The 25,553-nt window shown below is 67.3% G+C and carries 21 protein-coding genes and 1 pseudogene; 11 read left to right on the top strand and 11 right to left on the bottom strand.

Going from position 1 to position 25,553, the window contains the following annotated elements; translation table 11 throughout:
* Positions 1–6: 6 nt before the first annotated feature.
* The 4 genes from M2428_RS14265 to M2428_RS14280 are packed head-to-tail and all read right to left on the bottom strand — an operon-like array spanning position 7 to position 6,180.
* Complete coding sequence (locus M2428_RS14265) at positions 7–1,746, bottom strand: amidohydrolase (RefSeq protein ID WP_277526604.1); 1,740 nt, start codon at positions 1,744–1,746, stop codon at positions 7–9.
* Between the two features lie 19 nt (positions 1,747–1,765).
* A complete protein-coding gene (locus M2428_RS14270; RefSeq protein ID WP_277526605.1) occupies positions 1,766–3,193 on the bottom strand; it encodes a gamma-aminobutyraldehyde dehydrogenase in 1,428 nt (475 codons plus the stop codon).
* A gap of 12 nt (positions 3,194–3,205) precedes the next feature.
* Entirely contained in the window at positions 3,206–4,846 is a 1,641-nt protein-coding gene (locus M2428_RS14275; RefSeq protein WP_277526606.1) for a thiamine pyrophosphate-dependent enzyme, read from the bottom strand.
* On the bottom strand, positions 4,843–6,180 hold the full coding sequence (locus M2428_RS14280; protein ID WP_277526607.1) for an MFS transporter: 1,338 nt from the start codon (positions 6,178–6,180) through the stop codon (positions 4,843–4,845). The genes M2428_RS14275 and M2428_RS14280 overlap by 4 nt, the downstream gene beginning before the upstream one ends.
* 207 nt (positions 6,181–6,387) lie before the next feature.
* On the opposite strand from M2428_RS14280, the gene M2428_RS14285 reads away from it, so the two are divergent.
* The 8 genes from M2428_RS14285 (at position 6,388) to tgt (ending at position 14,105) form a co-directional block, all read left to right on the top strand.
* Positions 6,388–7,584, top strand: coding sequence for a helix-turn-helix domain-containing protein (locus tag M2428_RS14285; RefSeq protein WP_277526608.1), 1,197 nt, complete (start codon positions 6,388–6,390; stop codon positions 7,582–7,584).
* Between the two features lie 133 nt (positions 7,585–7,717).
* Positions 7,718–9,118 carry an MFS transporter gene (locus tag M2428_RS14290; protein WP_277526609.1) on the top strand — a complete coding sequence of 467 codons (1,401 nt, stop codon included), beginning with the start codon at positions 7,718–7,720 and terminating at the stop codon, positions 9,116–9,118.
* Positions 9,115–9,570: a RidA family protein gene (locus M2428_RS14295; protein ID WP_277526610.1), complete on the top strand. Its 456-nt coding sequence runs from the start codon at positions 9,115–9,117 to the stop codon at positions 9,568–9,570. The genes M2428_RS14290 and M2428_RS14295 overlap by 4 nt, the downstream gene beginning before the upstream one ends.
* A complete protein-coding gene (locus M2428_RS14300; protein ID WP_277526611.1) occupies positions 9,567–10,217 on the top strand; it encodes an RraA family protein in 651 nt (216 codons plus the stop codon). The genes M2428_RS14295 and M2428_RS14300 overlap by 4 nt, the downstream gene beginning before the upstream one ends.
* 43 nt (positions 10,218–10,260) lie before the next feature.
* The gene (locus M2428_RS14305) at positions 10,261–10,800 is read left to right on the top strand and encodes an NUDIX hydrolase family protein (protein ID WP_277526612.1); all 540 of its coding nucleotides are present in this window, start codon (positions 10,261–10,263) and stop codon (positions 10,798–10,800) included.
* Between the two features lie 120 nt (positions 10,801–10,920).
* On the top strand, positions 10,921–12,000 hold the full coding sequence (locus M2428_RS14310) for a DUF6707 family protein (RefSeq protein WP_277526613.1): 1,080 nt from the start codon (positions 10,921–10,923) through the stop codon (positions 11,998–12,000).
* Positions 12,001–12,047: 47 nt separating this feature from the next.
* Positions 12,048–12,773 (top strand): SRPBCC domain-containing protein, encoded by a 726-nt coding sequence (locus tag M2428_RS14315; protein WP_277526614.1) that lies wholly within the window; start codon positions 12,048–12,050, stop codon positions 12,771–12,773.
* Positions 12,774–12,806: 33 nt separating this feature from the next.
* Positions 12,807–14,105: a tRNA guanosine(34) transglycosylase Tgt gene (tgt, locus tag M2428_RS14320; protein ID WP_277526615.1), complete on the top strand. Its 1,299-nt coding sequence runs from the start codon at positions 12,807–12,809 to the stop codon at positions 14,103–14,105.
* A 207-nt stretch (positions 14,106–14,312) separates the two neighbouring features.
* On the opposite strand, the gene M2428_RS14325 is transcribed toward tgt, so the two are convergent.
* The 3 genes from M2428_RS14325 to M2428_RS14335 form a co-directional block, all read right to left on the bottom strand.
* Complete coding sequence (locus M2428_RS14325) at positions 14,313–15,353, bottom strand: Gfo/Idh/MocA family oxidoreductase (protein ID WP_277526616.1); 1,041 nt, start codon at positions 15,351–15,353, stop codon at positions 14,313–14,315.
* A 158-nt stretch (positions 15,354–15,511) separates the two neighbouring features.
* Entirely contained in the window at positions 15,512–16,531 is a 1,020-nt protein-coding gene (locus M2428_RS14330) for a sugar phosphate isomerase/epimerase (protein ID WP_277526617.1), read from the bottom strand.
* The gene (locus M2428_RS14335; RefSeq protein WP_277526618.1) at positions 16,528–17,706 is read right to left on the bottom strand and encodes a Gfo/Idh/MocA family oxidoreductase; all 1,179 of its coding nucleotides are present in this window, start codon (positions 17,704–17,706) and stop codon (positions 16,528–16,530) included. The genes M2428_RS14330 and M2428_RS14335 overlap by 4 nt, the downstream gene beginning before the upstream one ends.
* Before the next feature lie 154 nt (positions 17,707–17,860).
* Here M2428_RS14335 and M2428_RS14340 point away from each other — a divergent pair, with 154 nt between their 5' ends.
* Both M2428_RS14340 and M2428_RS14345 read left to right on the top strand, forming a co-directional pair.
* The gene (locus tag M2428_RS14340) at positions 17,861–18,874 is read left to right on the top strand and encodes a LacI family DNA-binding transcriptional regulator (protein ID WP_277526619.1); all 1,014 of its coding nucleotides are present in this window, start codon (positions 17,861–17,863) and stop codon (positions 18,872–18,874) included.
* Positions 18,875–19,138: 264 nt separating this feature from the next.
* Positions 19,139–20,077 (top strand): hypothetical protein, encoded by a 939-nt coding sequence (locus tag M2428_RS14345; protein WP_277526620.1) that lies wholly within the window; start codon positions 19,139–19,141, stop codon positions 20,075–20,077.
* Between the two features lie 222 nt (positions 20,078–20,299).
* On the opposite strand, the gene M2428_RS14350 is transcribed toward M2428_RS14345, so the two are convergent.
* Positions 20,300–20,995 (bottom strand): queuosine precursor transporter, encoded by a 696-nt coding sequence (locus M2428_RS14350; RefSeq protein WP_277526621.1) that lies wholly within the window; start codon positions 20,993–20,995, stop codon positions 20,300–20,302.
* A 526-nt stretch (positions 20,996–21,521) separates the two neighbouring features.
* Positions 21,522–22,937 carry an MFS transporter gene (locus tag M2428_RS14355; protein WP_277526622.1) on the bottom strand — a complete coding sequence of 472 codons (1,416 nt, stop codon included), beginning with the start codon at positions 22,935–22,937 and terminating at the stop codon, positions 21,522–21,524.
* 157 nt (positions 22,938–23,094) lie between these two features.
* Between M2428_RS14355 and M2428_RS14360 the strand changes: the two genes are divergently transcribed.
* A complete protein-coding gene (locus M2428_RS14360; RefSeq protein ID WP_277526623.1) occupies positions 23,095–23,979 on the top strand; it encodes a hydroxymethylpyrimidine/phosphomethylpyrimidine kinase in 885 nt (294 codons plus the stop codon).
* 110 nt (positions 23,980–24,089) lie between these two features.
* Here M2428_RS14360 and M2428_RS22265 read toward each other — a convergent pair whose 3' ends face one another.
* A complete protein-coding gene (locus M2428_RS22265) occupies positions 24,090–24,800 on the bottom strand; it encodes a serpin family protein (protein WP_346780752.1) in 711 nt (236 codons plus the stop codon).
* A 68-nt stretch (positions 24,801–24,868) separates the two neighbouring features.
* Positions 24,869–25,360 (bottom strand): annotated as a pseudogene (locus M2428_RS22270) (serpin family protein); the annotation flags it as partial.
* Positions 25,361–25,553 lie beyond the last annotated feature (193 nt).

The raw sequence follows: 25,553 nt of genomic DNA on the forward strand, positions 1-25,553 counted from the left end.
GTTCCCCTATGAACGGTTGGTAGCTGTGCTGAAGATTGGACCGGCTGCGGCGGAATCGGCCACAACCGGGAACGTGAGGCCGGGGGTCCGGAACGTGAAGTTCCCTCCGACGGCGGTGGCCAGCACCTCGAGTTCGGCGATGCTGCCCGCGGTGAGCGGGGACCCGGACAGGACGGTGAAGTCGGCCAGCTTCCCGGTGGTCAGTGAGCCTTTGATGCCGGACGTGCCGGTGGCTGCGGCGGCGCCGGTGGTGTACGCCGCCAGGGCATGGAGCGGGCTCAGCCGCTCGTCCGGGTTCCCGAAAACGGCACCGGAGGCGGTGCGCCGGTCCACGAAGGCCTGCATCCCGCGGAGCACGTTTCCGTCCGCCACGGGGCGGTCGGAGCTGCCGGCCAGCGTCACCCCCGCAGCCTGGAACGACGCCGCCCGGTAGGCCCAGCCGAGCCGTTCCGGGCCGAGGGACAGCGTCATGCCGTCCCCGCCGTCGGAGAAGAAGCTGGCCTGCGGCGTGACCGCGATGCCGGCGGCAGCCAGCCGCGGGAGCTGCTCGGGCCGGGTCATCGAGGCGTGTTCGATCCTGTTGGGCACGGCACGGGGGCCGTATTTCGCGGCGCAGCCGGTGATGATGTCGATCGCGAGGTCCACGGCGCGGTCGCCGATGGCGTGCGCCGCGATCGACCAGCCGGCCGCGTAGGCGGCCTCGATCTTTGCCCGGAGCGCCTCCGGTTCGGCCTGGAAGTAACCGGTGTTGCCGGTGTTGTCCGTCCCGCCGTGGCTGCAGAAGTCCTGGCTGACCGCGGCCGTTTCGCCGAGCAGTGACCCGTCCAGGAACACCTTCGCCGGGCCCAGGGACAGGAAGTCGTCGCCGAATCCGCTGGTGATGCCCAGGTCCAGTCCGGCGGGTGCCGCGCCCGGCGGGTGCTGTCCGCCGAGCGGGTGGAGCACATCAAGGACCGGCATCAGCTGCGCCCGGGCGTGGAGCCTGCCCGCGGATGCCGCCCGCTGGTAGGCGGCCAGCTCCACGGGGCTGTGGCCGATCCAGCCGCCGCCGATCCCAGCCTCGGTGAAGCTCGTGATGCCCTCCGCGGCGTAGTGCCTGGTGGCCCGGTCCAGTGCGGCTTCGATCGCCTCGGACGAGTACGGCAGGATCAACTGCTGGATCAGCTGCTGCGCGGTTTCCTGGACCAGCCCGGTGGGGCGGCCGGCGGCGTCGCGGACAATCACGCCGCCGTCGGGGTCCGGAAACGACGCCGGTTCGGCGCCGGCCAGCCGGAGCGCGGCGGTGTTGACCACAGCCATGTGGCCGGAGTTGTGCCGCATGAACAGCGGCCGGCTGCCCGTGATCCGGTCAAGGACGGTGATGTCCGGAAACTCGCCGCCGTGCTGCTGCTGGCTGAAACCGGTGGCCAGCAGCCAGCCCCGCGCCTGGCCTGTCCCGGGACCTGCGGCACTATCTGCCGCCATGTCGGCCTCCAGCAGGGCGTAGAGCTGGTTCAGCCCGCGGGCGGCGGAGACGTCCAGTTCTCCCAAGCCAAGCCCGAACCAGGTGGTGTGGCAGTGGGCGTCGATGAAGCCGGGCGTCACGGTGGCGCCGCCGAGGTCCAGGACCTCGGCGGCCTCCATTGAGTCCAAGTCACCGTCGAGGCCCACAACCCGGCCCTGCCAGACCCCCAGCGAGGTGGCATGCGGGCGGTGCTCATCCATGGTGATGATGTCCGCGTTGCGCAGCAGCAGATCGAGTTTCATGGGTTACCTAGCGTGGTTCTCAGCGGTGGGAGGTGGTGACGGACTTGATGCGGGTGTAATCCTCCAGGCCAAAGACGGAGAGGTCCTTGCCGGTGCCGGAGTGCTTGAAACCGCCGTGCGGGGCCTCGGCCGGGATCACCTGGTGGCAGTTGATCCAGACGGCGCCGAAGTCCAGTTCGTTGGATACCCGGGTGACGACGCCGTGGTTGTTGGACCAGACGCTGGACGCCAGTGCGTACTTCGTCCCGTTGGCGAGCTCGATGGCCTCCTCCTCCGTGGCGAACGGCTGGACGGTGACCACGGGTCCGAAGATCTCCTCGCACACCACCTCGTCGGCCTGGAAGACGCCGTCGATCACGGTGGGCTCGAAGTGATAGCCGGTGCCGGTGCGCTTGCCGCCGGAGAGGACCCTGGCGTTGGCGGGCAGCCGGGACATGAAGCCCTCCACCCGGTCCAGCTGCGCGGCGCTGTTCAGCGGCCCGAGGTCCGCGGCGTCGCCGCCGACCTGCAGCGCTGCGGCGGCCGTGGCGAGCGCGGCACCGAACTCTTGGTGAATGGATTTCTCCACAATCACGCGGGTGACGGCGGTGCAGTCCTGGCCGGCGTTGAAGAATGCGCCGAGCGCGATCTCCCTGGCCGCCAAGTCAATGTCGGTGTCGGCGAAGACGATCGCGGGTGCCTTGCCGCCGAGTTCCAGGTGGACGTCCTTGAGGGTCTTCGACGCCGCGGACATCACCTGCGCCCCGGCCCGGGTGGAGCCGGTGATGGACACCATTTCCGGGATCTCGTGATCCACCATGGCGGCACCGGTCCCCCGGCCACCGCAGATGACGTTCACGACGCCGGCCGGGTAGGCCTCCTGCGCCAGCTCGCCCAGGACCAGAGTGGACCACGGGGTGGTGTCCGCCGGCTTCAGCACCAGCGTGTTGCCGGCGGCGAGCGCCGGTCCGATCTTCCAAATGGCCATCATGAACGGGTAGTTCCACGGGGTGATCTGGGCGACCACGCCGAGGGGTTCACGCCGGACCGTGGAGGAAAAGCCGCGGACGTATTCGGTCTGGGCGGTCCCGGACACCACGCGGCAGGCGCCGGCAAAGAAGCGCAGCTGGTCGGCACCGCGGAGGATCTCGATCTCGCGGGTCACCTGGCGGGGCTTGCCGGTGCAGGCCACCTCGGCGTCCAGGAGCCTATCGACGTTGGCTTCGATGAGGTCGGCGAGTTTGAGCATCATGGCTTGGCGTTCGGCCGGGGTGGTCCGCTTGTAGCTCTGGAAGGCAGTGTGGGCGGCCTGGAACGCGCGGTCCACGGTGGCGGCGTCGCTGTCCGGCGCGGTGCCGAGCTGGACTCCGGTGGCGGGGTCGAAGAACGGCAGGGTGGCAGCGGCTGAACCGTCTGCGGCGCTGCCTTGGACGATCTCACCGTTGATGATGTTGTGCAGAGTGATCATGGCGGGCTCCGGTCAGTTGCTGGCGGTCTTGGGTGAGCGGGTGGTGGGATCCTGCGGGAGGTGCAGGACCGCCGGCAGCCCGGATTCGACGGCGCGGCGGAAGGCGGCGCCGAAGTCCTCGGCCTTCTCCACGCGTTCGCCGTAGCCGCCGTAGGACCGGGCCAGCGCGGCGAAGTCCGGGTTGGCCATGTGCGTGCCCGAGGGGCGGCCCGGGTAGTGGCCTTCCTGATGCTCACGGATCGTGGCAAAGATGCCGTTGTCCACCACGAGGGCGATGAACTTACCGCCGTGGCCCATGGCGGTGGCCATTTCCTGGCCGTTCATCATGAAGCAGCCGTCGCCGGCCACGGAGATCACCTGGCGGCCGGGGTAGGCCAGGGAGGCAGTCACCGCGGCCGGAATCCCCATGCCCATGGCGCCGTTGCGGGGCGCTGCGAGGGAGTTCGCCGTGTTGTGCTTCAGGTAGCGGGCCGGCCACAGCGAGTGGTTCCCGGCGCCGTAGGTGATGACGGCGTCGTCGTCCATTTCCTGCTTGAGGATTTCCATCACGACGGCGAGGTCCACGCCGGTTCCACCGTCAGGCTGCGCGGTGGAGAACTTTTCGTAGTCCGCGCGGGCCCCTGCCAGCCAGCCGGCCGCGGGTTCCACCGCGGATTCCGTGGCGGCGAGTGCGTTGGCGAAGGACGCGACGTGGGCCGGGATGTGCTGGTCCAGCCGGCCGAAGTGGCCCAGCAGATCGGCCCCGGGGTGGACCACGACGGTGACGGCATCCAGTCCGCGCTTGTAGCCGTCGGAGAGCACGTCGGCGCGGACGCAGCCGACGAACACCAGCAGATCGGCCTCATCGAGGCGGCGGGCGTTGGCGTCGCTGCGGGCGTAGCCGAGGTAGCCGGCGTAGGAGTCACTGCTGTGCGGGACGGCGTCATAGGCGCGGAAATCCGCGAGGACGGGGATGCCGTGGCGGGAGGACCAGCCAGCCAGCGCGTCGGAGGATTCCTGGTTCCAGCCTTCGCCGCCCACCACGATCAGGGGCTTCTTGGCCGCGGCCAGCTTGGCCTCCAGTCCGGCGAGGTCCGCCACTGACGGCTCGGGCCGGGCTACGGTGCGGGGCTCCACTGTGCACGATTTCGCTGGGCCCGATTCAATGGCGTGGACCAGCACGTCTTCGGGGAGGCCGATCACGACGGGACCCGGCCGGCCGCTGAGGGCCGTGAAGATGGCGTCGTCCACCACGCGGGCGGCGGAGTCGGCGTCGTCGAGCGTCACGACTTTCTTGGCGGTGCTGCCGAACCAGGCGTTGATGTCGAATTCCTGGAACGACTCCCGGCCGCGGTCCGCGACCGGGATGAGGCCCACGAACAGGATCATCGGGGTGGCGTCCTGGTGCGCGGTGTGGATGGCGATGAAGGCGTTGGCGGCACCGGGGCCACGGGTCACCATGGCCACGCCCGGAAGCTCCGTGAGCCGGCCTTCGGCGAGGGCCATGAACCCGGCGCCGCCTTCGTGGCGGGTCACCACGGTTTCAATGGAGGATCCGTACAGGCCGTCCAGCACATCCAGGAAGCTCTCCCCGGGAACACTGTAGACGCGCTGGATACCGGCTCGTTCCAGCTGGGCAACAATCAGGTGCCCGGCGGTGGTTGTTGTACTCAATGCCTCATTCCCTTTTCTTCGATGCTCAGTGCGGGGAGGAAAATGCCGGACAGCGCGGTCAATACGGATACCACCAGCAAGATGATGGCGCCGGGCCAGAACGAGTTGCCCTTGGCTGCCACGAGGGCGGTGGCGATCAGCGGCACGAAGCCGGAGATGACGCCGGCGCTGTTGGAGGTGATGGCGACGCCGGTGTACCGGACCTTTGTGGCGAAGAGTGCGGTCAGGGCCGTTCCGGACACCGCGTAAGGGATGGACAGGGTGCACACGCCGATGATCATGGCGATGATGACCAGGGCGGGGTTGGCGGTGTCGATGGCCAGGAAGACCGGCACGGCGATGACGGCGGAGGCGATGCCGCCCCAGAGGATGACCTTGCTGGCGCCGTACTTCTCGCCCATGCGGCCGGCCCAGATCAGGGCGAAGATTTCGAAGACGGCGGCGAGGAGCGAGCCGAGAAGCAAGGTTTCGTAGGGCATCTTGAGCACCTTGGTGCCGTAGAAGACTACGAAGCTGGTGATGAGGTAGAAGCCGCCGATGCCCAGCAGCGCCGAGCACATGCCCACCAAGATCTGGCGCCAGCTCTTCGTCAGGACGCCGCGGATGGGGGCGTGCTCGGTCTCGCCGGACTCCATGAGGGCTTCGAATTCCGGGGACTCGCTGAGCTTGCTGCGGATCCACATCGAGACGGCCAGCAGCGGGATCGCCGCGATGAACGGGATGCGCCAGCCCCACGCGTCGAAGTTGGCCTGGCCCACCAGGTACAGCATTCCGAAGAACCCGCCGGAGGACAGGATGGTGCCGATCGGCGAACCGATCTGCGGGAGGGCAGCGTAGCGGGCGCGCTTGGCGACCGGGGCGTTTTCGACGGCGATAATCACCGCGCCGCTCCATTCGCCGCCGACGGCGAGACCCTGCAGGATGCGCAGCGCGACCAGCAGGATGGGCGCTGCGACGCCGATCGTCATGTAGTTCGGGAGCAGGCCGATGAGCCCGGTCACGAGGCCGATGCCCACGATGGTGACCATCAGGATCTTCTTGCGCCCCACCTTGTCCCCCAGGGCCCCGAAGATGAAGCCGCCGATCGGGCGGGCCACGAAGCCCACGGCCAGGGTGGCAAAGGAGCTCATGGCCGAGACGAAGGGGTCCTGGGACACGAAGTACTGCGCGTTGAACACCAGCGCTGCGGCCGTGGTGAACAGGAAGAAGTCGTACCACTCCAGCGCCGTTCCGACGAGGGCCGCGAGGGCGACTTTCTTGGCCACGCTCTCATCGACAACCCCTGGTAACTGCGGGCCGGCGGTGGTGGTGGCGTTGCTTGCGCTGCTTGCCATGATTACTCCAAATAGATGTGACTGGTCTTGGCGGTGGCCCCTGGGCGGTCATCCCACCCGGGCACAAATCCGTCCGTGTCGATTCGGGCGAGGACGCTTCAGGCGGGTGTGATTGGGCTCACCCCTGGTGCTTCCATCCATTCTGCCAGTAGCTTTTTCCAAAATGACTGGCCGTGCGCCACGCATTCCAGACCCTAGAATGTGAGAATGCACAATTTTGAATCGCCGGGGGATGGTTTCCGCTGGAGCGAACTGGTGGACCAGCTAGAAGGCAGGCTGGACATCCTGGCCCAGGCCTTCACCGCCCGGGTCCGGCAAATCCCGGAGTACGGCGAAAGCCAGGTGACTGTCCTGGAAATCCGGGACACGGCGCGGGAAACGTTCCGCCGGCTCATTCACGGGCTTCGGGGCGGCCCGGCGGAAACGGCACGGGATGGGTTGCTCGCCTTTGCCTCGGACCTCGGGTCCAAACGGGCGAGGGCCGGGATACCGCCGGAGTCCCTGACGTCTGCGGTACGGCTGGACTTCAGCATCCTGTGGGCAGACCTCCTGGAGATCGCCTCGCCGGAGGACGCGGGCCTGCTCGCCTCCCGGGTGGATCAGGTCTGGCGGGTCGTCGACGAATTCGCCACCCGGACGCACATGAGCTACCTGACCGAGCGCGTGCGCATGGCCCAGGAAGAGTCCAGCATCCAGCGCGAATTCATCGCCCGGCTGTTCAACCGGAGCACGCCCTCGGCCGAAACTTCCTCGCAGGTGGGCTCCGCACTGGGCATCGGGCCGGATGCCCGGTGCGGCCTCGTCGCTGCCAGCGGCGAGGCCGGGGCTCGCCTTCGTGCGGCCGCAACCCAGTTCGGCGCCGCCCAGCGCCGCCAAAAGATCTTCCTGCACGAATCCGGCGGAAACACCTACCTGTTTTGGCCGCTCCTGCTGTGGCCGCCATCTGCGGGGAGGTCCAGAGAAACACGGAGCGTGCCGCAGCTGCCGCAGCTTGTGGCGGATATTCCCTGCGGCTATGTCCCGGAGGTGCATGGGCTGCGCGGCCTCCCTGCCGCCGCCCGGACCGCAGAGAGTCTCGCGGCCCTGCTTCGCCCGAGCGATGCCGGCCCCCTGTCCGCGGATGCCGCGTGGGCCCGGTTTGCGCAACAAAACCTCCAGGACGCCGGGCTCGACCTCGCCGCCCAACTGGAGGAGGCCATGGAGGAATGCCGCGGCGGGGAACGGGAGCGCCTCAGGGAAACCGTGCAGCACTATCTCTCCACCGGGAACATCACAGCCACGGCCGAACAGCTGTTCTGCCACCGGAACACCATCCTGAACCGGCTCAACCGCTTCCAGGAACTGACCGGAATCGTCTTGACCATTCCGGCCCAGGCCGCGCGGCTGGTGGTCGCCTGGGCCTGATGGTTGTATGAACACACACTTCGGGGCCTTTATTGGTGGGGTTTTCGCCATTGAGCTGTGATCACCAACACAGAATAGTTGGCTACTACCTTGCACCGGACATTCGTCCCCGCACCCCCATCTGGAGAAATTGATGGCTCAATCGGTAGAAACCACCTCCCACGCGGCTGCCCGCTTGGACCTGGCCAAGATGCGTAAAATCGCCCTCGCCAGCGTCATCGGCACCACCGTCGAGTGGTACGACCTCTTTGTTTTCGGCACAGCATCCGCGCTCGTCTTCAACAAGATCTTCTTCCCCAGCTTCGACCCCATCGTGGGCACCATGCTCGCCTTCGGCACCTTCGCCTCCGCCTACATTGCACGCATGGTGGGCGCCATCATCTTCGGCCACTTCGGGGACCGCCTGGGCCGGAAGTCCATGCTCCTGATTTCACTGCTGACCATGGGCGCCGCCACCTTCGCCATCGGCCTGCTGCCTGACTACAACAGCATCGGCATCATGGCGCCTCTGCTGCTGCTCTTCCTGCGCGTCATCCAGGGCTTGGCCCTGGGCGGCGAATGGGGCGGCGCCGTCCTGATGACGGTGGAACACGCCCCCGCGTCCCAGCGCGGGTTCTACGGTTCACTGGTCCAGGTGGGCGTGCCCGCCGGGACCCTGATCGCCAACGTCGCGTTCCTCATTGTCGCCTCGAGTGTCAGCACCGAAGCCCTCCTCGCCTGGGGCTGGCGTATCCCGTTCATGGCCTCCGCGCTGCTGGTGGCCGTGGGCATCTACATCCGGCTGCACATCGAGGAAACCCCGTCCTTCCAGGCAGTCAAGGATGCCGGCGCCAAGGCCAAGCTGCCCTTCGCGGCCCTTATGGCCAAGTACTGGAAGCAGGTCATCCTCGGCGGCGTCGCCACTCTGTCCACCGGCAGCACCTTCACCCTGCTCGTGGCCTCGGGTGTTTCCTACGGCAAGAAGGAACTGGGCCACTCGGAAACCCTGATGCTGTGGGTAGTGCTGGCTTCCTGCGCCCTGTGCTTTGTCCTGATCCCCTTCTTCGGCCGGCTCTCTGACAAGTTCGGCCGCAAGCCGATCATCTACGCAGGTGTTGCCGCCGAGGCAGTCCTGGCGTTCCCGATGTTCTGGCTCATGGACACCAAGTCCGTGCCGCTGCTGTTCGTCGCCTACCTGGCCATGATGACGGCCTTCGCCGCGAACTACGGCCCGATCGCCACGTTCCTCGCCGAGCTCTTCGGTTCCAAGGTCCGCTACTCGGGGCTGTCCGTCGCGTACATGCTCTCCGGGCTCCTCGGCAGCGCCGCGACGCCGTTCATCACCACGTGGCTGCTGGGCATGACCCACCAGAGCTCCTCCATCGCGTGGTACATCATGGCCGCCGCCCTCGTCTCGCTCTGTGCCTTGTTCGTCCTGACCGAAACCCGGCACGGCAACATCGACGCCGTCGACTCCGCCCCCACCGACGCGGTCACCGGCGTAACCACCGGCGCAAAAACTGACCCGTCCGCCGAAGTGGTGGCTGCCAAATGACAGTTCAGGACGTTCACCCCACTGCCCTTCCCGCTGTTCCTCCCGTAACCGGGACCGTCCGCAGGATCGCGCAGATCCCGGGCGGCGCGGCCGCCGTCGGCCCCTTCTCCCAGGCGGTCGTCGCCAACGGGTTTGTATTCACCGCCGGCCAGATCCCCGCGATCAGCGGGCTGGACCACCAGCCCGACACGTTCGAGGACCAGGTGCGGCAGACCATCGTCAACCTCCGCTCGGTGCTTGAGGCGGCCGGGTCCGGCCTGGAGCATGCGGTCAAAATCAACGGCTACCTCACGGATCCCAGCCAGCTCGAAGCCTACAACCGGGTCTACTCGGAGTTCTTTGGCGCGGCCAAGCCGGCGCGGACCACCGTCTGCGTGAGCCTCTGGGGCGTCGCGCTGGAGATCGAGTGCGTGGCCGTGGTTGCCGGCACGACGGCGCCGGAGGCTCAGTGAGCACCGCGAGCACCGGAAGCGCAGTGCTTAGCGGTGAGCTCGCCGGCGGACTCGCCGAGGGGCTCGCCGCCGTCAGTTACCCCACGATCGGGCACTTCCTGGAGGACGGATTCGTGGATCCGGCCATCCGTTCGCTGCTCGATGGCGTCAAGGTGGCGGGCCCGGCGGTCACGGTGCGCATCGCGGACCATGACGCCTACGCCATGAACCGGGCCCTGCTGGAGTTGTACCCCGGCGCGGTGCTGGTGGTGGACATGTCCGGTGACCACCGGCACGCGCCGGTGGGGGCGGTCACCGCGGCAGCGGCCACCGCGCAAGGCGCCGCCGGCGTCGTCGTCGACGGCGTGGCCACCGACATCCTGGAGCTCCGCACCACCGGCCTGCCGGTCTTCGCCCGCGGAACTTCGTGCCTGACCACCAAGCGGGTCCGCAGCGCCGGCTCCGCCGTGAATGTCCCGGTGCAGTGCGGCGGTGTCCAGGTCAATCCGGGCGACTGGGTGCTCGGGGATGACAACGGCGTGATTGTCCTGTCCCCGGAGGCGGCAGCCGAGGTCTTGGGCCAGGCACTGGCCTCCGACGCCGCCGAACCGGCGCTGCTGGCACGGATCGTATCCGGCGAACCGCTGGAATCGGTGCTGGCGTTCTGAGGGCGGCGCGGGCAACGGGCACGGGATGGGGTAGAACTTAACCATGAATGTGCGCACCCCTGACCCGAATCCCGGCTGGCTCTCCGACGACGACCTGTTCGAAGCGCGGGGCAAGCTGCCGATGGTCTATGTCGAGGCCGTTCCGGTCCGGCTGGACCCTCTCGGGTTCGTGAACGAGGTCGGCACGCTGCTGCAGGCCGACGAGGACGGCGCCATGGTCCGTTCCCTGGTGTCCGGCCGCGTTCTCTACCGCGAGACCATCCGCGCCGCGCTGCTCCGCCACATGGAGAAGGACCTGGGCCCGCTTGCCTTCCCGCAGCTGCCGGTCAGCCCGGTGCCGTTCACGGTGGCTGAGTACTTCCCGTCTCCGTCCCATACCGGCTTCACGGATGACCGTCAGCACGCCGTTGCCCTGGCGTACATCATTCCCGTCACCGGCGAATGCTCCCCGCGCCAGGACGCCCTTGAGCTGACCTGGATGACCCCGCAGGAGGTCATGAGCACGGACGTACAGCTGGAATTCAGCGGCGGCCGGGGGGCCCTGATCCGGCAGGCGCTGGCCTTCGCGGGAGTCGGCAACTAGCCGAGACCCTTGGGTCCCGCGCCGTCCGGGGACGCTCGGGGCGTCCCGGGCGTCCCCGAATTCACGCACCTGATTTTGTAGACTGGTGGGCGGACCGCAAGAGAACTTTAAGGACTCCCGATGACCCACCCCCCAGCCTCCCGGAATTACAGCGAACAGCAGGCTGGATCCCTTCGGGCCGGCGACCACCTGATCCTGCCCGACGGAAACCGCTCCGCCGAGATCCATAGAGTCGACGTCGAAGCCGACGATTTTGGGACTCCCGCCATGGTTTTGGCGACCCTCAGCGGCGGCGGTGTGCTGCGGATCGCGGCGGGATCAACGATCCGGGTCACCGACGACGCCGAGCCCGGCACCGCAGCTGCTGCCGACGACGCACCCGGCGCCCCAACCCCTTCCGACGACGCCGCGCCCGAACTGCCGGCTCCTTCCGGCGCCGGCGCGCCCGAACTGCCGGCGTCCGGCCCGTCCCCCGCCCCGGAAGAGGAGGTGCCCGACGCAACTGAGTCCGACAACACCGCGGCCGCCGTCGTCGTCCCTCCCCAGCCCGTTGCGCCGCCCGCGGTGGGCGGACCCAGCGACGCGGACCTGGCCCTCATCCCGGTCCCCGACGGCACGCCGGAGTCTGTCGTGGAGGCCGCGGCCGAGGCCCATCCGGGCGCAGTCGGTGTGCTCCTGCTCAGTGAACGGCTCGCCAAGGGCATCAACACCAAGTCCGGGAGCTGCCTGAAGGACCTCAGCGACCTCGCGCACGAGCTCTTCATCACCCTCAAGGACGCCGAAAACGCCCTGGCGGTCGCGGACCTGCTCAACGTCCTGCCGTTCGACGGCAACCCCGACCGCTGGGCCTCGGTGGAGTCAACCCTGGCGCTCTCCAGCTACATATGCCGCCAGCTGGGGCAGGACCAGCGTGCCGGGATCTACGAGAAATTCCTTCGCGCGCCGGAGGCCATGGAAACGGACCCGTTCAAGGCCAGGATCAACGCCAAGGTGCGCCAGCGCTCGCTCAACGAGCCCAACCTGTACGACAAGGAAATCTTCCGCTCGATCGACAACGCGAACCCGGACGCGGAACGCGAATGGCGCCTGCTGCGGCTCGAGGCGCTCCTGTTCCTGCGCGCCCACGGCGGCTCCGAAACAGTTGGCACCGCCGAGCTGGAACGCCGGATCGGCAACGAGCTCGAATCAGTCCGCGCCTGAAGCATTTGCCCCTACCCCGCCGCGGCCGGGCGTTGTAGATTCGGCCCATGACGAACAATCTGAGCGTTGTGATTAATTCTGACGCGCAGCAAGTTTGGACCATGCTGCGCGAACCCGCCAAGATCGCCCAATGGCACGGCTGGGTGGCCGATGACCAAGAGGCCGAAATCAACGAAATCTATTTCGGCTCCAACGTGGTCGAAGGCGCAGACCACACCTCTTTGGTGGTCGACGGCGGGGACGTCTTCACGTTGAAACCTGTCCCGACGGGTACGGAAGTCAGCGTCACCCGGGCGGCGATCGACCACAATTCCGAGTGGGCGGCCTGGGACGAGGACATCACCCAGGGCTGGCTGACTTTCCTCCATCAGTTGCGCTTCGCCCTGGAACGGCACCCGCACGGCAAGCGCCGGACCTTTTTCTTCTCCGTGCCCGGCAGCGGCGGGTCCGCGATAGAAAAACTCGGGCTCAGCGACGTCCCGGCGCCCGGGGACCCGTATTCGCTTACCCTGCCCACAGGCGAGGAGCTCTCCGGCAAGGTGTGGTTCCGCAGTAACCATCAGGTTGGCCTGACGGTCCACCACTACGCCGAGCACGGGGACGGCCTGCTGATCGTGGCGGACCAGCCCGCCATCGAGGACGTCCGGCCCGACGGCGGGTCCCTCGCGATCGTCTCCACTTACGACCTCGGGGCCCACCAGCTGGAGGCGGTCCGCAATTACTGGGACAAGTGGCGGGCTGAGAACTACCCCACATCGGATCCCGTCCACTAAGGCAAGGGCCGCGTTAGCTGGCACACTTGAACCGTGCCAGCCAATCCTGACTTCGCTTCTTTGCCCCCCGCGCCTGCCCGGCAGTCCGAGTTCTCCTTCCGCGTGGGCAAGCGCCTGAGCGAGGCGTGCCCGCCGTCGGCCGGGCAGATCGCCGCCAACGGCGGTGAGTTCCTGGGCCGGACCGGCACCATCGCCACCCCGCACGGGGAGATCCAGACCCCGGCATTCATCGCCGTCGGCACCAAGGCCACGGTCAAGTCCGTGCTGCCGGAATCCATTGCCGAGCTCGGCGCGCAGGCCGTGCTGGCCAACGCGTACCACCTGTACCTGCAGCCGGGCGCGGACATCCTGGACGAGGCCGGGGGGCTCGGTGCGTTTATGAACTGGCGCGGGCCCACGTTCACCGATTCCGGCGGGTTCCAGGTGATGAGCCTGGGCTCGGGGTTCAAAAAGGTCATCGACATGAAATCGGTGGACAATTCGGGACCCGACGACGCCGTCGCCCCCGGCAAGGAACGCCTGGCCCACGTGGACGAGGAAGGCGTGTGGTTCAAGAGCCACCTCAACGGCGACCGGCACCGCTTCAGCCCCGAGATCTCGATGAATGTCCAGCACCAGATCGGCGCGGACATCATGTTCGCTTTCGACGAGCTCACCACGCTGCAAAACTCCCGCGGCTACCAGCAGGAGTCCCTGGAACGGACCCGGCGCTGGGCCGAACGGTGCATCACCGAGCACTTCCGACTCACGAACGAGCGCGCCGGCAAGCCCTACCAGGCCCTGTTCGGGGTGATCCAGGGGGCCCAGTACGAGGACCTGCGCCGCAAGGCCTGCCGGGATCTCGGCGCCATGAACTTCGACGGCTTCGGCATCGGCGGGGCCCTGGAGAAGGAAAACCTCGGCACGATCGTGCGCTGGTGCAACGAGGAACTGCCTGAGAACAAGCCGCGGCACCTGCTGGGCATCTCCGAGCCGGACGACATCTTCACCGCCATTGAGAACGGCGCGGACACCTTCGACTGCGTCTCCCCCACCCGGGTGGCCCGCAACTCGGCGTTCTACCACCCCACCGGGCGGTACAACCTCTCCGGCGCCAAGTACAAGCGCGACTTCGGCCCGCTGCAGGAAGGCTGCGACTGCTACGCCTGCCTGAATTATTCGCGGGCCTACATCCACCACCTGTTCAAGGCCAAGGAGATGGTCTCGGCCACCCTGATCTCGATCCACAACGAACGCTTCGTGGTAAAGATGGTCGACGACGCCCGGCTCGCCATCGAGGCCGGCAACTTCTTCGAGTTCAAGGCCGAGACCCTGCGGAACTACTACTCCTAGGGGCGTCCCGGGGTTCCTGGGTCCCTGGCGACCGGGGTTGCCCGGCGTCGACCCGTCCCGGCGTCTTCCCGGCGTCCCGGCGTCGAGTCCCGGCGTCGAAGTCGCCGGAACCGTGCCAGATCGCCGGACGGTTCCGGCGACCCCGCAACGTTCCGGCGACCCCGTGTATTCCAGCCACCTCAAGTTCCAAGGTACGACGGCGGTCCGCTACTCCGGGGCCGGTCCGCCCAGTTCCACCACGCTGTTCTCCAGGGCGCTGCGCCGGGCGGCGTCGAGGACCTCGAGGGTCCGCACGCCCTCCTCCGCAGGCACCGGCCCGGGTCCTCCGTCCCGGATGGCGCGGGCGAACTCGGTGTAGAACCCGGCATAGTTTCCCTGCTCCGAGGCGATCTGGGAGCGGCCGCCGGCTGTTGCTAGGGTCCCCCAGTTTTCCGGAACATCGATCCCCCAAGTGCCAGGCTCCCTGGCCGGGCGGCGGCCCGCGGCCAGGGCCTCGGCCTGGACGTCGGCACCCGAGGCGATGTAGCTGCCTTCGCTGCCGTAGGCGCGCAGTTCACGCGTGGTGGAGTGGTTGAGTTTGCTGGCCGAGACCGTGGAGACGGCTCCGGACGCGTGCGTCAGTGTCACGAAGAAGCCGCAGTCGGTGCTCTCGCCGAAGCGGCCTGTCCAGTCGAGGGCGCCGTAGACGTGGGTTGCCGGGCCCAGCAGCCAGAGCATCTGGTCCACCAGATGGCTGCCCAGATCGCGCAGGAGCCCGCCCGTGGCGCCGGTCTCGAGGGTGGCGGCACCGTCCTGGTCCATGATCGAGTGGACCCGCCACACGTCCCCGAGTTTTCCCGAGGCGATGACTCCGGCGAGCGTGAGGATATCGGCGTCGCGGCGGCGGTTGTGATAGACGTTCAGCACCACGCCGGCCCGCTCTGCCGCCCGTGCAAGTTCCCGGGCCGAGGCCGCGTCGGGGGCGAACGGTTTGTCCGCCACGACGTGGACGCCGGCAGCGATGGCCTCCAGCACCAGCTCCCGGCGGGTGTGCTGGGGCGTCGTGATGGTCACGGCGTCCACCCCGGCGTCGAGCATCTCCGCAAGGCTCCCGTAGAGGGGAAGCCTCGGATAATCCGCGGTGACCTCGGCGCGTTTGCCCGGCGACCGGGCCACAACTCCAGTGAGTTCGACGCCGTCGGCCGCCTCGATGAAGGGGGCATGGAAGTACCTGCCGCCGGCTCCGTAGCCGACAAGTCCGATGCGCACGCGCCGTCGTCCTTTCTGTTCGGGCTGTCCTGGGCTGTTCTGGGCTGTTCAGGCTGACAAGAAGCGCCCCGACGTCGAGGTCGCCGGAACCGTGCCAGATCGCCGGAAGGTTCCGGCGACCCCGCAGCGTTCCGGCGACCTCGTCGATTGCTGGGCCATCAGGCCGTCAGATGCAGCGACGCCGAGAGTGCCGCGTCAGCGTCCCGCAGCACCTTGGCCGCCACCTGGAGGCCCTCAATTCGGTCCAGGGAGACGTCCTCGTGTTCGATGTTGACCAGCATGTTGGGGTCCACCTCGTACAGTGCGCGCAGGAACTCGGTCCAGAAGGCTGTGTCATGTCCGCGGCCCAGCGCCACGAAGTCCCAGGCGGAGTCTTTGGGCCACTCGTTGGCCCACTCGTCGCCGCCGAGATTGGTGCGGTTTTCCTCCGGGGAGAGCCGGCGGAAGCTGTTGTCGAGGACGCCGTAGAGCGCGGCGTTGCCCGTGTTCACGCGGACGTCCTTCGCCGCGGCCTGGAAGACCAGCGAACCGAGCTCGCGGACTACGGCCACCGGATCCATCTGCTGCCAGAACAGGTGCGAGGCGTCCAGCTCTACGCCCACATGGGTCGCGCCGGTGAGCTCGATCAGCTTGCGGACATCGGCGGTATTGAACACGATGTTCTGCGGGTGCAGCTCGAGGGCAACCTTCACGCCGTGATCGGCCGCAAGGCGGTCGGTTTCCTTCCAGAATTCGGCCGCGATGCCCCACTGGTAGTCCAGCACGTCCAGGGCGGCCGAGTTCCAGGCGTTGACCACCCAGTTGACCGTGGTGGCCCCGGGTTCGCCGCCGGGCAGGCCGGACATGGTGACCACGCGGTCCTGTCCCAGCCGCTGCGCCAGCCGGATGGAGCGGCGGATGTCCTCGGCGTGCTTCTCGCCGATTTCACGCTTCGGGTGCAGCGGGTTGCCGTTGCAGTTCAGGCCGGCGATCGCGACGCCGGTTCCCTCGAAGATCGCGAGGTAGTCGTCGCGGGCCGCGTCGCTTTCCAGGATCTGGTCCATGGTGGGGACGTGGACGGCTGGTAGGAATCCGCCCGTGTTGATTTCGATGCCGGTCAGTCCCAGATCGGCGATGACCTTGAGCGCTTCCGGAAGGGGCCTGTCGTGCAGGATGGCGTTGTAGACACCGAGTTTCATAGCGTGATTTTCTTTCCGTTGTTGAGGGCGGATTCGGTGACCGCGCCGAGCAGTTCCATGTTGCGCACGCCCTCGTCGAACGTGGCGCAGCGGGGCAGGGAGTCCGCTTCGCTGAGGCCGGCGACTTCCTCGAGGAAGGCCCGGGACTGGTAGGCGAAGGCGTCGTTCTGGCCGAACCCGACGCTGGGCGCGTCCATGGCCAGGCCGCCGGCGATGTACGGGTGCCCGGGTCCGAGGATGACCTGGCGGTAGCCGTTCTCGTTGGCCGGGCCGTCGTTGAGGAACAGCTCGATCTCCGCGGGACGTCGCTGGTCGAACCGGGCGGCGCCGTTCTCGCAGAAGACCTCGAAGATGAGGCTGTTGGCGTGCCCGGCGGCGACTCGGGAGACCTCGAAGCCGCCGGCGCCGTTCTCGAATTCGGCGGAGAACACCGCGTAGTCGTCGTTTTCTACCGGCTCGAACGTGTCGCTGACCGCGGCGTGGTCGTGGCCCATGACGGCGCCGAGCGGCAGGGGGCGCTTGTCGATCACGGTGCTGAGGCGCCCGCCGCTGATGGACTTGATGTCGCCGCAGAGGAACTCGGCGACGTACGTCAGGTGGCTGCCGACGTCGGCCAGCGCACCGGAACCCGGGCCGCCCTTGTAGCGCCAGCTCATGGGCGCCGACGGGCTGAAGCCGTAGTCGGTCCAGTAGCGGCCGCTGAAGTGCAGGACGTTGCCCAGGACGCCGCTGCGGATGAGGTCGCGGATGTAGGCGATGCCCGGCGTGCGGCGGAAGGTGAACCCGATGCGGGCGATCGAACTGGCGTTGCGGGCCGCCTCGGCCATGGCGCGGGCGTCCCCGATTGAGTCGCTCAGCGGCTTCTCGCACAGCACGTGCTTGCCGGCGGCCAGCAGGCCCTCCACGACTTCGCGGTGGAGGGAGTTCGCGATCACGACGCTCACGACGTCGATGTCATCGGCCTCGGCGATCGCCTGCCACGACGTGTCATTGCGTTCGTAGCCAAAACGCTTCGCGGCCAGGGAACCGAACTCGGCGTTGACGTCGCCGATCGAGACCAGCCGGATAGGAGGAAGAACCGGGCTGTAGAGCGCGGACGCCGTGCGGTACGCGGCCGCATGCGCTTTTCCTGCCATTCCGGCGCCGATTACGGCAACTCGCAAACTGTCAGCCATCGATTTCTCCTTTGAAATTCGGCCAGGCCGACGGCCCGACGCTAGAAAATTGGAGCGCTACAAAAACTGGCGCTGAACAAAAGCGTAGCTATGTCCATATGTCCTGTCAATGGTTGAGCGGTTATCCTCGGATGAGACGTGAAAGGCTCTGCAGATGTCGTTGAATACCCCTCGAACCCGACGCCCGACGATCTACGACGTCGCCAAGAGCGCCGGCGTCTCCCCGTCGCTGGTATCCCTCGTGCTTCAAAACCCCTCGAAGGTCAGTGAGAAGCGCCGGGAGGCAGTCCGGACGGCCATGGTGGAGCTCGGTTACCGGCCCAGCCGGGCCGCGACCACGCTCGCCAGCAGCCAGACGAAAAGCATCGGGCTGGTCATTGAAGACTTCCGGAATCTGTGGTTCGTGGACCTCCTGCGCGGCATGGAATCCGCCCTCTCGCCCCACGGTTACCAGGTCACCCTCGCCGATTCCCGCCCGGGCGAGAACCGCATCACCGAAGCCACGGACGGACTGCTGTCCATGCACGTGGAGGGTCTCGTCATCGCCGCCGAGCCAAGCGAGTCCATGATGGCCGGGACCTGGGTTCCCGCCGTCGTCGCCGGCTGGCGAAACGGCGTACCCGCCGGCGCCGACCTCATTACGAACGACGACGACGGCGGTGGCCGCATGGCGGCAGAGCACCTGCTGGGGCTCGGCCACATGCGGATCGGACACCTCTCGGGCTCCGGCGGCGCCGCCGCCCACCGGCGGGACGGGTTCCGCAGCGGCATCGTGGAGGCCGGCGTCGACGTCCTCATCGCCGGTGAATCCCAGGGGACCTCGGAGGAAGATGGCTATGCCGCCGCCTGCTGGCTGCTCGACCACCACCCCGACACCACCGCCCTGTTCGCGGCCAATGACACTATGGCCCTGGGCGCTCTTGCCGCAGCCAAGGCCCGAGGCCTGTCCGTACCGGCAAACCTCTCCGTGATGGGCTACGACAACTCCCAGCTGGCCAAGTCGCGGTACTTGGACCTGACCTCCGTGGACAACCGCAGCAACGTTGTCGGGTCCGATGTCGCCAACACCCTGCTGGCACGGATACAGGACCCCACTCTCGAACCCCGTCGCAAGCTGATCGAGCCGGCCCTCATCGTCCGCGGCACCACGGCCCGCGTTTCCGGCTGACAAGGCCCGGCTAGGCACGTCCCGCCGTCGAAATCGCGGGAAGCCACCGAACTCGCCCGCCCACCAACCGGGCCGCCCCACCATCGAAATCGTGGGAACCCACCGAACTCGCCGTAGATTTCCGGCGCCTCCGCCGCGTTCCGGCGATCTGGGCGGCACACCGTCCCAAAAAGGGCTGCCGCAGAATCTGCGGCGCGCCTCGTGTTTTCCACATAACGACGGCGGGGCCTGCCGCCCGCCCCCAGGGCAGCTCAGGCTGGTGGCATGACGCAGAACCCCTTGGAGCTGCCGAAGACGGGCAACCTCTGGCGCACCGAACAACTGCTGGACCTCGGCTACGGCTCGCGCGCCATCCGCTCGCTCCTGGATTCAGGCGTCCTCGTCCGGCTCCGGTACGGCTGCTACATCCGCGCCAGCCTGTGGCGCGCCCAGTCCCCCACCGTCCGGAGCAGGCAGCTCATCTACGCACATGCCCACGGAACGCACACGACGTCGACAGGCACCTTCCTCTACAGCCACATTTCCGCAGCGCGCCTCCGCCGCCTCCACTTATGGGACGTGGATGACGCGATCCATCTCCTCCAGAAAGTGCGCCCCTCTAATGAGCGCCACGGCAGGGACGTCCGCTGCCACACGCGTCCCTTCGCCGATCACGATGTCGCCGTAGTGAACGGCCTCCGGACGACGTCCCTGGAGCGCACAACGGCGGATTGCGCCATGCTGCTGCCCTACAGGCAGGCGTTGATCCTCACTGACCACGCGCTTCGCCTCGGCGCGGATCCGGCCGCGCTGCAGGCAATGGCAGATGATCTGGATGGCCGGCGGGGAATCCGGACATTCCGTCGTGTCCTCGCCTCGGCCGATCCGCGGTCCGAATCTCCCGGCGAAACCCTGGCCCGCGACCTGATCCTGCGGTGTCGGATCAGGCCTCCTGAGCCGCAGCTTGAAGTGTCAAGCCGCGCTGGGCGCCACCGCCTGGACTTTGCGTGGAAGGAGGAGAAGGTCGCCCTCGAGTTCGACGGCAAAATCAAGTACTTCGATTACAGTCCCACAGCCGAGGTGCTCTTCGAGGAACGGCGCCGGGAGAAGGCCCTGACTGAAGAGGGCTGGCGGTTCGTTCGCGTTGAGTGGAAGGACCTCTTTCTGGAACAGGAATTCAAGAGCCGCCTGCTTCGTGCGCTGGCCGGCCGCCCGCATCCGTGAGCGTCGAATTCGCCGGAAGCCCTCGACGTCGCCGGAAACTTACGGCGACCCCGCAGGTTTCCGGCGAATTGGGTGGCGGCGACCAGCGGCGGCCGGCGGCCGGAGCCGTCGGCGGCCGGCGGACCGGGCGGCGGTCGGCGGACGGAGCGGTCGGCGGACGGAGGCGGAGTATGTGGCGCCCCGGGGGGAACGGCGGAATGGGTGCCGGCCGGAGGCGGAGGCCTAGGCCCCGTAGCTCGGTTCGCGCTTCTTGACCCAGCCGATCGCGAGCGAGGTCAGCGGCACGAAGGCGAACTCCACGAGGGTCTTGTAGAGGAAGCCCACGAGGACGTAGTTCACGAACATCCCGGCGTCAGTAATGCCAATCACGGACGCGGCGATGCTGCAGAAGATCAGCGTGTCCACGAATTCGCCGGCCACGGAGGAGCCCATGATGCGCGCCCACAGGGACTTCTCTCCGGTGCGCGCCTTCATCTTCACGAGGATCCAAGAGTTGATCGTCTGGCCGGCGAGGAAGGCCAGCAGCGATGCCAGCACAATCTGCGGGACCGGCCCCAGGGCGCCTTCCAGGGCTGTCTGCTTGGAGGCACCGTACTCGTCGTCGAACCCCGGAAGGGCGATGATGACCCAGTAGCAGAGGGACGCGAAGATGGACAGGGCAAAGCTCGTAACGATGGCTTTTCGCGCCACTTTGAAGCCATAGACCTCGCTGATGACGTCGCCCAGGATGTAGGCCAGCGGGAAGAGGAAGAATCCGCCGTCGGTGATGACAGGGCCGATCGCCACGCCCTTGGACGCCCCTATGTTGGACAGGATCAGCACCACGGCCATGACGGCCAGCATGATGCCGAAATGCGGGGAGCCGATCGAGGCGAATCTCGGCGGAGCTGACGCCGGGAAAGTCTTGGCGGAAGTCATGGGCATTCCATTCGTAGTGGTTCGCTCGGCGGCCCATGCTCCCAAGGGAAGACACTGGACGGCCGGCTGTATTAGCACTGGACGGCCCCGGTGACTCACGACGCCGGAACCGCCTCCATTCTCGCACCCGGCGGCGCAGGCACGGCAGTTCCGGCACATTGGTGTGGGCGCGGCGCTGTGGACCCGGCCAGTAGCCGCGAGTTCGCCGGAAACGCTCGTAGTCGCCGGAAATATACGGCGATCCGGGGCGTTTCCGGCGAATTCGAGGTCTGTGGGGCGGCGAAGACGGGGCTGCGGGGCGGCCTGCCTCGGCCTGCCTCGCCCTCCCTACCGCCCTGGCTGGTCACGGCGGTGTGGACCCGGCCAGTAGCCGCGAGTTCGCCGGAAACGCTCGTAGTCGCCGGAAATATGCGGCGATCCGGAGCGTTTCCGGCGAATTCGAGGTCTGTGGGGCGGCGAAGACGGGGCTGCGGGGCGGCCTGCCTCGGCCAACATTGCCTGCCCTCCCTAGGCCTGGATTGGCAGCCTACCGGCGCGAGGCGTCGATGAGGTCCTTGTCGTCGTCCTTGGGGCCGGTAGTACCTGTGCCCGGGTCGACAGCGGCCGGGGCCCAGGCGTGACCCTGCTCGTGGTCCAGGTGCGTGGACTTCTTGTTCTTCAGGGCGAAGATGTAGACCAGCAGGGAGATGCCGATGGCCACGGTGACGTAGGTGAAGAACAGTTCTTCCTGGCCCGCCTTCTGCAGGGCCGCGCCGATGAGCGGGACGGTGCCGCCGAAGAGCGAGTTGGCAATCGCGTAGCCCAGGCCGACTCCGAGGGCGCGGATGGACGCGGGGAACAGTTCGGCCTTCACCAGGGCGTTGATGGAGGTGTAGCCGCCCACGATAAGCAGGCCTCCCATCATGAGCAGGAACGCGGTCATCGGATCCTTGGTTCCGGCAAGGGCGGACAGGAGCGGCCAGGTGAACAGGGCGCCGGTGATGCCGAACCACAGCAGCAGCGGCTTGCGGCCCACCTTGTCCGAGATGATGCCGTAGACCGGCTGGAGCAGCATGAAGATGAACAGCGCCCAGAAGTTGATGACCGAGGTGTCGGTCTTGGCGATGCCGGAGGTATCGTTCATGAACTTCAGGATGAAGTTGGTGTACGTGTAGAACGCCACCGTGCCACCAAGGGTGATTCCGATGCAGATCATGAGCGGCTTCCAGTAGCTGGTGAACAGCAGCTTCATGGTCCCCGGCTGCGCCTGGCCCGCCACGGCAGGGGCCTTTGCGGCCTCGATCTGTTCGGCCGAGACGGTTTCCTCCATGGAGCGCCGGAGCCACAGGACCACCAGGGCGGCCACCCCGCCGATCGCGAACGGGATACGCCAGCCCCACTCGGTCAGCTCGGCCTTGGGCATGGCGTTCTGCAGGACCACGAGGACCAGCAGGGCCAGCATCTGGCCGCCGATCAGCGTGACGTACTGGAAGCTGGAGAAGAAGCCGCGGCGCTTGGAGGTTGCGGCCTCGGACATGTATGTGGCGCTGGTGCCGTACTCACCGCCCACGGAGAAGCCTTGGATCACGCGGATGAGAACCAGCAGGATCAATGCCCACAGGCCGATCACGTCCTGGGTGGGCAGCACGGCGATGGCGAAGGAACCCGCGGACATCATGGTCACACTCAGCGTAAGCGCGGCCTTGCGGCCCTTACGGTCGGCGTACCGGCCGAAGAACCAGGCACCGATCGGGCGCATCAGGAACGACGTCGAGAAGACGGCCATCGCCTCGAGACCGGCCTGTAGCTCGTCCGTGGAGTTGAAGAAGTGCGCCTGGAAGTAGGCCGCAAAGACGGTGTAGACGTAGAGGTCGTACCACTCGACAAGGTTGCCGGCCGAGCCTTTGAGGATGTTGCCGACGGCTTTCCGGGTCTGGGCCGCTTCGGACAGTTGGGTGCTCATCAATGAACCTTCCTGGATCCGGCGCCGCCAGGAGGCAACCCCGTCCGCCACCTTAGTCCGCGTGATCCGGAACACTAAGGTTTTGTTCATACTGTTCATGGATTGCTTGTTCACGAGCACAATGCGGGTGGTTTTGGCGGGATGGCAGGATGGGACCATGACTTCTACCGCATTCGATTCCGCCGCCCTGGCAGTTGCCGATACCGCCTCCGACGCCGCCTCCTCCCCCGCCGTCGCGCTGACCATCGCAGGCTCCGAAGCGACCGGCGGCGCCGGCGCACAGGCTGACCTGAAGACTTTCCAGGAACTCGGCGTCTTCGGGATCGCGAACCTGACCTGCATCGTGTCCTTCGATCCCAAGGACAACTGGAACCACCGCTTCGTGCCGGTGGACCAGCAGGTCATCGCGGACCAGTTGGAGGCGACGACGGCGGCGTACGGCGCCGCGTCCGGCGCACCGGGCGTGCTGGACACCGTCAAGATCGGCATGCTGGGCAGCCCCGCGACGATTTCGACCGTGGCCGCGGCGCTGGCAGCCGGGCAGTTCGCCAACGTGGTGCTGGATCCGGTGCTGATCTGCAAGGGCCAGGAGCCGGGCCACGCCCTGGACACCGACCAGGCGCTCAAGTCCCACATCCTGCCGCTGGCCACCTTCGTCACGCCGAACCACTTCGAGGCCGAGTCGCTGTCCGGGCTGGAAATCACCGACGTCGAGTCCCTCAAGGCCGCCGCGGTCCGCATCCATGAGCTCAGCGGCGCCGCGGTGCTCGCCAAGGGCGGCGTGCGGCTGGAAGGCCCCGACGCCGTCGACGTCTATTACGACGGCGAAACCCTGGAAGTCCTGTCCGCCCCGAAGGTGGGCGAAGTGGCGGTCTCGGGCGCCGGGTGCTCGCTGGCCGCCGCGGTGACGGCCGAGCTCGCCAAGGGTGCGACGCCGCTGGCGGCCGCCCGGACGGCAAAGGCGTTTGTGACCGCAGGAATCCGGAACCGGGTGGCCTCGGGCGCCCCGTTCGATGCCTTGTGGCAGGGCGGCCCGCGCTAACTCGGGGCAGAGGCGCTAAGCCGCCGAGTTCGCCGGAGCCTCTCCAGTTCGCCGGAGGTTTGCGGCGAACTGGCGAGCTTCCGGCGATTTGGAACCCACTTGGCCACACGTTAGCGCGGGTCCGCGACCTTCCCCATGAATAGAGGCAACCCGGTCTCGACGTGCACGATCTCGTAGAGGAACGGCCGGTCGAACTCGATGGTCTCGTCCGGGAGGGGCGGCGCACCGGTCACGGCACCGTCAATCTGCGTCACGGCCGCGGCCACCGTTCCCTTCTCCGCAACGGTGATGTTGGCAGCCTGCCCGGCCTGGGTGATGGTGAGTCTGTCCTGGATGGCGTCGAAGTCTTCGTTGGTGACCAAGGTCTTGGCCAGGCCCAGCGACTCGAATACTTTCCGAAGGTCGAAGCTGCTCTTATGGTCCCACTTGGGCAGGGAGATCAGTGCGGAGACCTCCGGGGCCGTGTCCAGGGCCGCCGCAATCTCCGCCAGCTTGGCGGCCGAGAGGGTCTCCGGCCCAACGCCTGGACCGGGCAGCACCAGCCGCATGACAAATCCTTCTGCGTACGGCAGCTCCACCGCCCGCCAGCCGACACCCTCCGCGTAGGCCAGCTCCAGCTCCTTGTGCATCGTCGGCACGCTGATTTCCTCGCCACCGGCCTTGGTGAAGGGCAGGTCTGAGGTGTTGTCCGAATCAAACGGCGCACTCCAGGCGGCAGCGAAGTACACAGCATTGAGCAGGCTGAAGGTGTTGTCCGGATCGTATTTCGCCGGAGCCTTCTTGATCCGGCCGCCCGTGTTCTTGTCGACCCAGGCATCCAGGCAGGCCTCGTGGCGGCCTCATCCCGGAAGGCAACGGGATACACGCCGGTGCCATAGTGCCTGGCAAGTGTTTCCAGGTAGTTCTTTCCGGTGGATACATCCTTGTCCACAAACAAGCCATTGGCCGCATGCATGACCGGCTTCCGGGGCGGATCCTTTTCGTCCACCGAGCCGGGATCGCCGTCGTACGCCGTCAGGGACCCGAGCACGGCGTTCATGGACTCGTCCCGGTTGGCGCCCGGGAGCCCCAGCACCTTGTCCATTTCGACGGCGGTCTCCCCGGAGGCCCCTGCCCGCAGCATAGCGAGCGCTATCAGCAGGCTGCCGGGGGACGACACCACGTTCCCATCAGACCCTTCACCGCCGTCAGCCAGGAGGGCGACTCCCAACGTCAGGGCGGATGCCCGGAATGCCTGCAGTTCGGCAGCGTACACGGCGCGATCCACCGAAGCCCGTTCCACGCCGTCGGCCTTCAAGAGCATGGGGGCGGGGGCCGAACATGCGGTGAGGGCCGCAACGGCTCCCGCCGCAGCAATTCTGGCCACCTTCAACGTCTTCATTGTTGCCCTCCGACAGGTGCGCCCGAATTATTGGCGGGAATCCGCCCCTCCACAGTCAACCAGCCGGAACCTGGCAGAACGATGCCTGTACGGTCACGGTTTGCCGTCGTTTTGGTCGCGGGCGCCGTTCCGGTGGTTCCCATCCGGTGCGCCGTCCGCCGAGTTCGCCGGAACCGCTCCGGTTCGCCGGAAG

The sequence above is a fragment of the Arthrobacter sp. ES3-54 genome, assembly GCF_029504395.1.
In the GTDB taxonomy this organism is placed as follows: domain Bacteria; phylum Actinomycetota; class Actinomycetes; order Actinomycetales; family Micrococcaceae; genus Arthrobacter.

Bases quoted from the DNA above. Each gene is read 5' to 3' on its own strand.
- M2428_RS14265 (WP_277526604.1), bottom strand. From the start codon at position 1,746: ATGAAACTCGATCTGCTGCTGCGCAACGCGGACATCATCACCATGGAT.
- M2428_RS14270 (WP_277526605.1), bottom strand. From the start codon at position 3,193: ATGATCACTCTGCACAACATCATCAACGGTGAGATCGTCCAAGGCAGC.
- M2428_RS14280 (WP_277526607.1), bottom strand. From the start codon at position 6,180: ATGGCAAGCAGCGCAAGCAACGCCACCACCACCGCCGGCCCGCAGTTA.
- M2428_RS14285 (WP_277526608.1), top strand. From the start codon at position 6,388: ATGCACAATTTTGAATCGCCGGGGGATGGTTTCCGCTGGAGCGAACTG.
- M2428_RS14290 (WP_277526609.1), top strand. From the start codon at position 7,718: ATGGCTCAATCGGTAGAAACCACCTCCCACGCGGCTGCCCGCTTGGAC.
- M2428_RS14295 (WP_277526610.1), top strand. From the start codon at position 9,115: ATGACAGTTCAGGACGTTCACCCCACTGCCCTTCCCGCTGTTCCTCCC.
- M2428_RS14305 (WP_277526612.1), top strand. From the start codon at position 10,261: ATGAATGTGCGCACCCCTGACCCGAATCCCGGCTGGCTCTCCGACGAC.
- M2428_RS14310 (WP_277526613.1), top strand. From the start codon at position 10,921: ATGACCCACCCCCCAGCCTCCCGGAATTACAGCGAACAGCAGGCTGGA.
- M2428_RS14315 (WP_277526614.1), top strand. From the start codon at position 12,048: ATGACGAACAATCTGAGCGTTGTGATTAATTCTGACGCGCAGCAAGTT.
- M2428_RS14330 (WP_277526617.1), bottom strand. From the start codon at position 16,531: ATGAAACTCGGTGTCTACAACGCCATCCTGCACGACAGGCCCCTTCCG.
- M2428_RS14335 (WP_277526618.1), bottom strand. From the start codon at position 17,706: ATGGCTGACAGTTTGCGAGTTGCCGTAATCGGCGCCGGAATGGCAGGA.
- M2428_RS14340 (WP_277526619.1), top strand. From the start codon at position 17,861: ATGTCGTTGAATACCCCTCGAACCCGACGCCCGACGATCTACGACGTC.
- M2428_RS14345 (WP_277526620.1), top strand. From the start codon at position 19,139: ATGACGCAGAACCCCTTGGAGCTGCCGAAGACGGGCAACCTCTGGCGC.
- M2428_RS14350 (WP_277526621.1), bottom strand. From the start codon at position 20,995: ATGACTTCCGCCAAGACTTTCCCGGCGTCAGCTCCGCCGAGATTCGCC.
- M2428_RS14355 (WP_277526622.1), bottom strand. From the start codon at position 22,937: ATGAGCACCCAACTGTCCGAAGCGGCCCAGACCCGGAAAGCCGTCGGC.
- M2428_RS14360 (WP_277526623.1), top strand. From the start codon at position 23,095: ATGACTTCTACCGCATTCGATTCCGCCGCCCTGGCAGTTGCCGATACC.